This is a genomic window from Vicinamibacterales bacterium (assembly GCA_035699745.1).
Lineage (GTDB): Bacteria > Acidobacteriota > Vicinamibacteria > Vicinamibacterales > 2-12-FULL-66-21 > JAICSD01.
In genome coordinates this window covers 1-10,901 of record DASSPH010000080.1, presented here as the reverse complement: position 1 = coordinate 10,901, position 10,901 = coordinate 1, and the positions used below count along the sequence as shown (strand labels likewise).

General features: G+C 67.9%; 6 protein-coding genes. 3 read left to right on the top strand and 3 right to left on the bottom strand.

Going from position 1 to position 10,901, the window contains the following annotated elements:
• Positions 1-3,710: ADOP family duplicated permease (locus VFK57_20080; GenBank protein ID HET7698023.1), on the bottom strand; the 3,710-nt coding region annotated here is incomplete at its 3' end.
• Between the two features lie 202 nt (positions 3,711-3,912).
• On the opposite strand from VFK57_20080, the gene VFK57_20075 reads away from it, so the two are divergent.
• Positions 3,913-5,571: a response regulator transcription factor gene (locus VFK57_20075; GenBank protein HET7698022.1), complete on the top strand. Its 1,659-nt coding sequence runs from the start codon at positions 3,913-3,915 to the stop codon at positions 5,569-5,571.
• A 239-nt stretch (positions 5,572-5,810) separates the two neighbouring features.
• The gene (locus tag VFK57_20070; protein ID HET7698021.1) at positions 5,811-6,914 is read left to right on the top strand and encodes an NAD(P)-binding domain-containing protein; all 1,104 of its coding nucleotides are present in this window, start codon (positions 5,811-5,813) and stop codon (positions 6,912-6,914) included.
• A 235-nt stretch (positions 6,915-7,149) separates the two neighbouring features.
• On the opposite strand, the gene VFK57_20065 is transcribed toward VFK57_20070, so the two are convergent.
• Positions 7,150-9,096: a hypothetical protein gene (locus VFK57_20065; protein HET7698020.1), complete on the bottom strand. Its 1,947-nt coding sequence runs from the start codon at positions 9,094-9,096 to the stop codon at positions 7,150-7,152.
• A gap of 45 nt (positions 9,097-9,141) precedes the next feature.
• Positions 9,142-10,059 (bottom strand): right-handed parallel beta-helix repeat-containing protein, encoded by a 918-nt coding sequence (locus VFK57_20060; protein HET7698019.1) that lies wholly within the window; start codon positions 10,057-10,059, stop codon positions 9,142-9,144.
• Positions 10,060-10,201: 142 nt separating this feature from the next.
• Here VFK57_20060 and VFK57_20055 point away from each other — a divergent pair, with 142 nt between their 5' ends.
• Positions 10,202-10,564 carry a hypothetical protein gene (locus VFK57_20055; GenBank protein ID HET7698018.1) on the top strand — a complete coding sequence of 121 codons (363 nt, stop codon included), beginning with the start codon at positions 10,202-10,204 and terminating at the stop codon, positions 10,562-10,564.
• The last annotated feature ends 337 nt before the right edge of the window (positions 10,565-10,901 follow it).

Here is a 10,901-nt window from a genome sequence, read left to right as displayed (position 1 = left end):
TCTTTCAGCTCCGCGGAAAGACGCGCGCCGATCTCGTTCGCCGGGAGGTGAGCGGTCCGGCGGAGCAGCACCTGCAGGCGTTCCTCGCCGAACTCCTCGTTCTCAGGACTGTGCGCCTCGGGAACGCCGTCGGTGAAGGCGACGAGGACGTCGCCGGGGCGCAGCTCCACTGTCGCTTCCTCGTAGCTCGTCTCCGGGAACATGCCGACGATCGTTCCTCCCACGGACAGTTGCTCGATCTCGGCGACCGCAGAGTCGACTGCGGACTGCCGACCGGCTCGCAGGAGATACGGCGCGTTGTGGCCGGCGTTGACGTAGCGCAGCTGACGCGCCCGCTGGTCGAGCTGGGCGTAGAAGAACGTGGCGTACTTGCTCGCTGGCGTCGACCGATGGACGAACTGATTCATGCGCGCGACCAGGCGCGGCAGCGGCACGTCGCCCTCGGAGGAGATGATCCGCAGCGACGCCTGCACGACGGACATGATCAGCGCGGCGGCGACGCCTTTCCCCGACACGTCCGCCAGCGCGATGCCCAGCGCGCGGTCGCGCAGTTCGATGAAATCGTAGTAGTCGCCGCCGATGCGGCGCGCCGGAACGCTGATCGCGGCAAAGTCCGCGCTGTCGGTGCACGGCGGAGCATCGGGCAGCAGCCGGCGCTGGACGTCCGACGCCAGAGCGATGTCGCGGCGCAGCGTTTCCTGTTCGACGACGCGATCGGTCAGCCGCGCGTTTTCGATCATCAGCGCAAACTGGGCGGCACACCCGCGCAGCACCTGTTTGTGCTGCGCGCTGAAGCCGCGGCGATGCGGCCGGTCGCCGAGCAGCAGCACGCCGAGGATCTCGCTGCGTGTGCGCAGCGGCACGGCCAGGCGGATGCCGGCGGCGGCGAGCGCGCGAATCTCCTCGAGCCGCTCCGGGCGGTGCGCCGCGGCCCAGTCGGCGAGGGCGTCCAGTTCGTTGGGCGCAAACGGCAGCGGCAGCGGATACGCGCGCAGCCGCGTGATCAGGAATCCGTCCGCCGGCACGGCCGGCGCAGCCCCATCGAGCCCGCCGGCGGCGACGAGGCAGCGGTAGTCCGCCGGCGAGCCGTCGCGCCGCTCGAGCAGCGCGGCCGATTCAACCTTCAGCCTGTCGCACACGCTGGCCAGCGCAGCACGCATAGCGCCGGTGTACGAGTCGGCGCGGCGGGCGGCGTCGACGAACGCCGTCAGCATGTCTGTTGCCGGGAGCTCGGATCCGCTGTCGGCGGCGGCCGGGCGAATCTCGCGAACAGCGACCTGCATCCGTTGATGCGCCCACCGTAGGACCGACGGCGGCTGCTCGCGAATGGCGGCCATCGGCGAGATGAGGGTGGTGCGCCACGCCGGCACCGACGCGGCCGCCGCCGCGACCAGGCCGACCACGGCGGTGGACCCTGCAAACGGCAGCCATCCGAAGTTGGCGACCGCGAGATATCGCTCGAGCAGCGGGACCACGGCGAGGAGCGCGATCGATCCCACCGTCACGCCGATCAGCGCCAGCCTCAGGCCGCCGCCGAGGACGAGCGCCACGAGATCACGGGTGACGGCGCCAAGCGCCATCCGCGTGCCCAGCTCCACAGTGCGTTGTCGGACGAAGTACGCCACCACGCCGTAGATGCCGAGCGTCGCCATCAGCAGCGCCGCCAGGCCGAAAAAGATCATGACCAGCGAGCTGAGACGCTCGAGCCTCAGGTAGGCGAGGACGATGTCGGGTACCGTCCTGACGTAGTCCATCACCAGTGTCGGATCGGCCTGCCGGACGGCGCCGCGGAGGGCGGCGATCCGTTGATTGGGCGGCAGGTCCGAGCGGACGATGACGTTCAGCGGATTGATGCTCGGCGCGGCGGCGTAGAGCTCGGGCACTGGTGGCTTGTTCAACCCGTCGTTGCGGACGTCCGCCACGACGCCCACGACCTCGAAGCGGTCGTTGTCGGGTGCGCTGAGGCGCGCCGTGGCGCCGATCGGATTGCGCTCGGGCCAGAACGCGCGCGCGGCAGCCTCGTTGACGACGACGGTCACCGCATCCTGCCGGCGGTCGGACTCGTTCAGCAGCCGCCCGGCGCGAAGCGGGATCCGCATCGTCGAGAAGAAGTCGGGTGTGGTCAGAGTCAGGCACACCCGCGGCGCGAGCGCGTCCTTCGGCCGGCTCTCGAGGTAAATGGGGGTGCCGCCGCAAATCGGATCGGGTCCCCGGCTCGCGAACGCGGCGCCGGTCACGCCGGGCGTCTTCTGCAGCACGTCCAGCAATCGCTCCTGGGCGGCGCGCCGCTGCTCGGCACGTTCCTGGGGTGTACCGGCGCCTCTCGGCAGCGCGAGGTTGAACGCGACGAGGCCGTCGGGATTGAAACCCAACGACACGCGTTCGAGATTGCGCATGTGAACGACGAGAATGGCCGACGTCGTCAGGAGCGCGAAGGCGAGCGCGATTTCGGCGACGACGAACGCCTTCGACAGGCGTTGCGCCGGTGCCGCCGCTGAGGCACGAACGCCTTCCGAGAGCACCGCGGTCGGCGCCGTACGCATGGCCTGCCAGAGCGGCGCCAGGCCGGCGAGGACGCCCGTGGCGATCGCCACCGCGACGCTGAAGCCGAGCACCTTCCAGTCGATCGCGGTGTCACCGACGCGCGGAATGAAGCCGGACGCCGCGGCCAGGATCTGCCGAACGAGGATCACGCTCAGAGCGACCCCGGCGGCGGCGCCGGCGACCGACACGAGCGCGCCTTCAGCGAAGAAGCGCAGTGCGAGCTGCCGCCGCGACGCGCCGAGCGCGACGCGGATCGCCGTCTCGCGGGCGCGCGCGACCGATCGTGCCAGCAGCAGGGTGGCCACGTTCGCGCAGGCAATGAGCAGCAGGAGGCCGGCGCCGCCCAGCAGGATCAACAGCGGGGCTTGGACGGTCGAGCCGACCATCCCGACCGTCGCCTCGCGCAGGTCGGCGACGCCGGCCGTGTAGTGCTGGTAGCGTGCGGGCTCGATGGCGGCGACCGACGCGGCGACTCGCCTGGCGTCCGCCCTCGCCTGCTCCAGCGACACCCCGGGCTTGCGGCGGGCGTACGCGACGGAGAGGCCGCTGCCCCGGCTCGCGTTGGGCGGGGACGGATCGAGCGGAATCCACACCTCGGTGTCGCCGCGTGTTCCCCCCAGGCTGGCGAGCGGAAACTGGAACGCCGGCGGCATGACGCCGACGATCGTGTACTGGCGCTCGTCGAGCGTGATGGCGCTGCCGACGATGTCGCGCCCGCCGCCGAGGCGGTGCCACAGGGCGCTCGAGATGACGGCGCTCGTGTCGTCGGCGAACCACTGGCCGAGGAGCGGTGGACCAAGCTGCCGCGCGAGCGCCGGCGTCACCGCCGCACCGGGGACGAATTGCGGATCGCCGGGGGCCGTCAGCCGATACCGGCCGGTGCGGAACCAGCCGAACACGTCGAAGCTCGAGGTCTGCTGCGCGTAGTCCTGCAGCTCGGGCGCCGACATCCACATCATCGTGTTCGGGTCCGTCGCGTTGACGCCGTACAGCAACACGAAACGTTCGCCGTTGGGGTACGGCAGCGGCCGCAGCAGCACGCCGTTGACGACGGTGAAGATGGCGGTGGCCGAGCCGATGCCGACGGAAAACGCCACCACGGCGAGCAGCGCGACGGCGGGCGCCGTTTTCCACGAGGCCCAGGCTTGGGAGAGGGCCGACAGCACGTCGGCGTGACTCTAGCGCGGAGTCGCAGGCACTTCAACCGGCGCTCGGCCCATGCCAAGTGCTTTTGAAGGTGACCGTCGATTGCGCGCCGATGACCGCTGGATCGCCGCCGGGCGCCCGCATCAGCGTCAGCCTGACCGCGAGTTCTCTGGAGTAGGATCGGTCCGCGGGCCGCATTGCCCCGTTCCGAGGAGGAGTGGCGTGAAGTCCAGGCCCTCACCGTCCGATCTCGAGGCCGGACGCACGGCCTACGCAGCGCGTCGTTGGCGCGAGGCCTGCGAGTGTCTGGTCGAGGCGGATCGGGCGCATCCCCTGGCCGCTGAGGATCTCGACCGGCTCGCGTGGTCCTGCGCGCTGCTCGGTCGCAATGATTTGCTTCTCGCCACGCTCGAGCGGCTTCACAACCTTCAGCTCGACGCCGGTGACCTCCGGGGGGCGGCGCGGGCGGCCTTCTGGCTCGGCTTCCGCCTCCTGTTCCTCGGCGAGACGGGGCGCGCGACGGGATGGATCGCAACCTCGCAGCGTGTCCTCGAGCGCCTGGCCGAGGACTGCCCCGAGCGTGGCTACCTGTTCCTGCCGCAAGCGCTGGGCCGGTTGTCGCAGAAGGACGCCGCGGGCGCCTGCGAAGCGGCGCGCCGGGCGGCCGAGGTCGGCGAGCGGTTTGGCGATGCGAATCTGACGAGCCTGTCGAGGGCAATCGAGGGGCAGGCGCGCATCGAGCTGGGCGAGCGGGAGGCAGGGCTGGCGCTGCTCGACGAGGCCATGCTGCCCGCCAGCAGCGGGCGGCTCGGGCCGGTCGCCACCGGCATCGTGTACTGCGCCGTGATTGGCTGCTGCCAGCGTTTCTACGCGATCGATCGCGCGCGCGAATGGAGCGCGGCGCTGGCGGCGTGGTGCAGCGCACAGCCCGAGCTCGTCGAGTTCAACGGCACCTGCCGCGCCCTTCGGGCGGAGGTCCTGCTCGTGCAAGGTTCATGGCAGCAGGCCATGGATGAAATCCGGCGCGCCGACCGGCGAGAGACCTCGCCGCGCGAAGCCGGCAGCGTCTGCTACCAGCGTGGCGAGCTGCTGCGGCTGCGCGGCGAGTTCGACGCGGCGGAGGAATCGTATCGCCAGGCCAGCAAGCATGGCCGGGAGCCCCAGCCCGGACTTGCGCTCCTGCGGCTCGCCCAGGGCAAACCCGGTATGGCGGCCGCAGCGATCGATCACGTCGTCAGCGCCACGCGCGATCCGATGGCGCGGGCCCGCTATCTGCCGGCGGCGGTCGAGATCCGCCTTGCGGCCGGCGATCACGATGGCGCGGCGGCCGCGGCGCGCGATCTGGCGGCGATCGCCGCGGGAGCGCAGAGCGCGATCGTCGACGCGATGGCCGCTCACGCGCGCGGCGCCGTGGACCTGGCGGCCGGCGCCGCCGGCGCTGCACTGCAGCCGCTGCGCGCGGCGTTCGCCACGTGGCAGGACGTCGGCGCGCCGTACATCGCGGCGCGGATCCGCGTCGCGATCGCCGACGCGTTGCACGCGCTGGGGGACGAGGACGGCGCCGAGCTGGAGCGCGATGCGGCACGGGCGGTGTTTGCCGACCTCGGCGCGGCGCCGGATCTCGCCAGAGTCGAGGTCCACGCGGCCGCGCCGTCCGCCTCGGAGCCGCGATTCGGGCTCACCCCGCGCGAGCTCGAGGTGCTGCGCCTGATCGCCAGCGGACGCACCAATGCGGCCATCGCGCGCGAGCTGTTCCTCAGCGTCAAGACCGTGGATCGACACGTGAGCAACATCTTCACCAAGCTCGATGTGCCGACCCGCGCCGCGGCGACCGCCTTTGCCTACCAGCACAACATGATCGGACCCTCCGCGCGTGGGTAGTTCTACCCACGCTGGCGCCCGCCGAGAATTGGGGAGTCCTGCCGAAGATGCGCCATGCCGCTCCCGGTTACGTTGAGCCTGACAGGCCGACGGCACGAGAGGAGGCAATGATGAGCGATCCGACGCAAAGGGCGCACGCGCGGTCCTACGCTGGGCAGCTGCTGGAGGAAGGAACGGCGTTCGCGGAACTGGCGGCGATCGGCGACCAGCACGAAGACCCTCTCCGGAGGTCCGCGCCCGTGGCAGAGCGGCATGAGGTCATCGTGATCGGAGGGGGACAGGCCGGCCTGTCCGTCGGCTACCACCTGCAGCGCGAGGGGGTGCCGTTCGTGATCCTGGACGCCAGCGCACGCATCGGGGACGCCTGGCGCGAGCGATGGGACTCGCTGCGGCTGTTCACGCCGCGCCGCTTCGACGGCCTCGACGGCATGACCTTTCCGGGCGTGGCCAACGATCTTCCGACCAAGGACGAAATGGCCGACTACCTGGAGTCGTACGCCACGCGCTTCCGTCTGCCGGTGCGGACCGGCACGCGCGTCGATCGCCTGTGCCGCGAAGGCGGCCGTTACCTGCTCGAGGCGGGCGGGCGGCGCCTCGAGGCACGGCAGGTCGTCGTCGCGATGAGCTCGTATCAGCGCGGCGTGGCGCCGCCGTTTGCCGGCCAGCTCGATCCCGCGATCACGCAGCTCCACTCGGCGGACTACCGCCGTCCGTCGCAGCTGCCGCCCGGGGACGTCCTGCTCGTTGGCGCGGGCAATTCGGGCGCCGAGATCGCGATTGACCTGGCGCGGGACGGCCGCCGGGTGTGGCTCTCGGGCCGCGACGTCGGTCAGGTCCCCTTCCCCGTGCACCGGCCGTTGGTGCGCAGGCTGGTGCTCCCGATCCTGTTCCGCGTGGTGTTCCACCACATCCTCACGCTCGACACCCCGATCGGCCGCAAGGTCCGGCCCGGGTTCATCAACGGTGGAATGCCGCTGATCCGGACGCGCAACGCCGATCTGGCGGCGGCTGGTGTGACGCGCGTGCCGCGGATGGACGGCGTCAGTGGCGGATACCCGCGGCTCGCTGACGGGACGATCACGCGCGTGTCGGGCGTGGTGTGGTGCACCGGGTTCGACATGGGACGGTCCTGGATCGATCTGCCCGTCTTCGATGCACATGGAGAGCCGATCCAGGAGCGGGGCGTGGTGCCGGGGGAACCTGGCCTGTACTTCGTCGGGCCGCACTTCCTGTACTCGGCGTCGAGCACGATGATTCACGGCATCGGCAGGGACGCCCGTCACGTGGCGAAAAGGATCGCCGCGATCCGAAGAGACGCAGGGCGTGCGTTGGCAATGCAGTGACCTGAGGACGGTCGGTCACGTGGGCGTGCCCGGGAGTTGGCCGACGGCCACCAATCGGTCCGTGGTTCCTGGCGCGACGTCTGGACTGTACGCGCGAACCACTCGACGCCAGTGAAGCCAGCCGGCAATCGCGGCGCATTCTTTCGCCACCGGACGATCGATGAGGAGATCGAACGCCCAGGATCGCTGATTCCAGTCAGAGGTGCCCTCAGACGCGGCGAGTGAAGGCTTGGATTCATCGCGGCGTTGCTCGATTCGAGGGCAGCCACGCAGGCGTACCTTCTTCCCACTGATTGTCGGTTAACTGCTCCACGCGTGTGCCGTCGTAGCGCATGACGAAAATCTCGCCATACGGCTGTGGGCTGTCGGTATTGAGCGCTTCATCCTTGAACCCCATCCGCGCTGACGAGAAAGCGATCCACTCGCCATTGGGCGACCACGTCGCGTGCGAATCATCGCTGCCGGAACCGCTCAATCGCTTGAGGCGCTTTCCATCCGGGGCGATCGAGAAAATCACGAAGCTCCCCTCCAGACGGCGAACGAACATGATGGCGTCGCCGCGAGGGGACCACCTCGGAAAGTTATCGTAGTCCGTGGTCAACATCGTCACATGACCGTCTTCAAGGTTCATGATGCGCAGCCCTTGACCTTCCGGGCCGAAAGTTCGGTAGACGAACCGCTTTCCGTCAGGCGCGTACGATGGAAAGCCATTGTTGTTGGCCCCGGATGTGAGTTCGCGAAGGCCCGCACCGTCCGGCTTGATCATTGCGACTTGGGCGCCCTGCGCGCGATTTCTGAAGTACTGTCCCAGTCCGAAGAGAATCGCATCGCCTTGTGGGGACCAATCGGCGGATTGCGTAAGCTTCCCTTCCTGCTGGAACAGGGGGGCCGCCACGTTCCGCCCAGGCTCGATTTGGACGAGGCGTGTGTTGTCGGCAGTCGCAATCATCCGCTTGCCCAACGGATCAAAGGCTGGCATGGCATTCGTCGTGACGAGGTCGTACGCGGGATTCCGGCTCCATGCTTTTTGCCACGCGGGGACGTTCTGGCCGAGTAGCTTGTGATAAACAACACGCTTTCCGTCTGGCGACCAGGACGGCGAGCGGACCAGGCCAAGCGGTCCGTTCTTCCCGGTCGACCCGTACGCGATGCCGCGGTTGTCGCCGTCTTTTCTGACGTAGGCGATTCGGCCATCGTTCAGCACCGCCGGAAAAAACTTGATTCCCGGCGGCGCAGCGATCGTGTTCTGCTCGCGCGTCGTGACATCGATTGATACGAGCGTCGTGTTTCCTCGGACCGGCACCCGGCCCATCCTCTTCAGTGCTTCGTCCGTCAATTCGGAATACGGGCGATATGCGAACGTCTCTTCGCCAGACAGGCAATAGCCGACGACGTGGCTGCTGTCGCGAGTCCATCGCGGTCCTCCGCAGAAATTGCCGCCGCTGCCGCTATTGGTCAGCTTCTTCAACGCAGAACCGTCCGGACGAATGATGTAGATGTCCGCCAGTTGCAGATGTACCCACCACTGTCCACGGCCATCCCGCTGGACCGTGGTGCCGCGGTCGGAGGAGAACGCGATCCACCTGCCGTCGGGCGACCAGGCGGGCCGGAAGTCGCCACTCAGCCCAGACGTGAGCGGTGTCTCTCGATTGGTGCCGAGATCGCGAATCCACAAATCCGCGGTGCCGTCAGCACGCGTGCTCACAAACGCCAGCTGCTGTCCATCGGGCGAGACATCTGCCTGATCCTCGTATGCACGGTTGGTGGTGAGCCGCTGAAGTCCGGTTCCGTCCGGCTTGACGCGATAGAGGTCGGCCGAGCCGTTGCGCTCGGATGTGAAGACAATCCACTGTCCATCCGGCGACCACGCAGGGTTGTAGTCCAGGCTGTCGGACTCGAGTAACGGTCGTTCCGCGGTTCCGTCGGCATTGGAAACAAACAACTGGATCCGTGAGGGGCCCACGCGACTGTAAACGATCGTTTTGGGTTGCGGTTGGGCAAGCAACAGACCCGTCGCTGCCAGAAGAAGAACCGGGAGGCGTCCCATTAGTTGGCTACTCCTTTCGGCGTGCATCCGTGTCGCTTCTGCCTTTGATCGCAACCGCTCGCTGGGCGCGCCCGGTTGGGCATCCGTCGCCTGAATCACGAGCGAATGATGGCCTGCCAACCGCAGCTCAGGCAACGTAGTGGAAGGTCCACCTACGCTCGCGCACGACCCGGAGACATATCACCTGCCCGAGCGATCGATGCAGCTTTTGTCCGACACGTCCTTGGCGCCGACCTTCCCCGCCAGACCGCCAATGGGCCCATCGATATAAGCGCCCACGTCGCACCGGATGCCGAACGCTCCGTTGGGACTCGCCGTGGTGTTCGGGCGCGTAAACAGGAGCATGGCGGAGTCCGCGAGATTCACTCCGGAATTGCCGACCACGCGAATTCCGTGTTGCGCGTTGCCGTCGAACATGTTGCCCGCCACGTCGGCATGCGAGGCTTGTTGAACGGTCAGCCCGTTGCGGCCGTTCCCGCTGATCGTGTTGCCGATGATGCGGGCGGTGGAGCCGCGCAGCACCTGGATGCCGTCCCTGCCGTTGTCCCTGACGACATTCGGACTCGGAATCTGGTCGTCCGTGCCGATGATACCGATGTGCGCCGACGCGCTGCCCAGGATGAGAATGCCTTCTTGCTGATTTCGTTCGACGGTGTTGTTGACGATTCGCGCAAAACCGTTGTGAGAGACCTCGAGCCCGCTGATCGAGGCGTTCCGGACGGTGTTCCGGTCGATGGTCCCCGTCGCGCCTCTGTTGATCGCGATGCCAAACGTGCCGCCGGTCACCGTGAAGCCCTTGATCGTAACCTCTCGGCCGAGCACCTGAACGGCGGGGCGGCGTGCGTCAGGCGGATCGATCGTCGTCTTTCCTTGACCATCGAGAGTGATGCGCAGAACCTCCGACGGTATCAGCAGATTCTCACGACACGCCCCCTGCACCACGATGACGTCACCAGGTTTCACCGCACCCAGGATCGGTCCGATCGCGGCTCCCCCATTGCAGTCGACATTCACCGTTGCGGCAGCACGGAGGCGTGGCCCGGCGGTCAGGCATAGGGCAAGGAGAACGGCGGGTATGAGGATTCGAAGCTGCTGCATACATGTCTCCCAGATGCCCCGCCGCTCCTGACTGAATGCCCCGTCCCGGTCGCGTCCGGCAGACTAGCGCGCACGTTTGGTCGCGGCGGCGGGAATCGCAGGTGAGCGGAGCCGGAGCAGATCACATATGGCTATAACGGACATGCCGCTCAGCCATTCGAGGATCGCGATTCTGGCAGACACGCGGCAGGCGGCCGGCTGTCAGCCTGACCGGCTCGAGCCGAGCAGCCGGTCGCCACCCGCCTCCAGAAAAGCCGCAAGCTGGCATGTCCGCGGGAACGTCGTTCACCGCATCGATAGTAAATCCAGTGGCGGTGATTCAGGACTGACGCAGGCAGCCTGCGTACGGCGCACCCGCACGGCTGGCAGCTCACCTGAAGTGGCGTTTCGCGAACGCGCAGCCGGATCCGGATTTCAAGTAGCGCTCGAAATCGATCGCGCGCTGCTGATCTGCGAACTCGATCGCGACCACCACTTTCCAGGGTCGACCGTTCACAGTGTGTGAACACCCACCCCGATTGTGGGCCGCGACCCGCTGGGCGACGTCCGCTGTCAACCCGGTATAGTACCGCTCGTGGTGTGATTCGCTCCGGAGGATGTAGACGAAGCGCTTCGCGTTGGACACGCGCGCAGACGGGCAAATCCGTTGCCGACGCTGCTGATTCGTGCAGTCCACCTCCGCGGCTCGACCTTACACTTGCGCCGCTACGGTGGACACCCTTCGCATGTCTGTGACGTGAGCTCGCGATCAGGCCCGACCTGACCTTCCCTGAGCACGCGTGAAAGGTGGCTTGCCACCCGTAGGTCGCTCACGAGTGCAGGCGAGCGAAGGGTGGTGGACC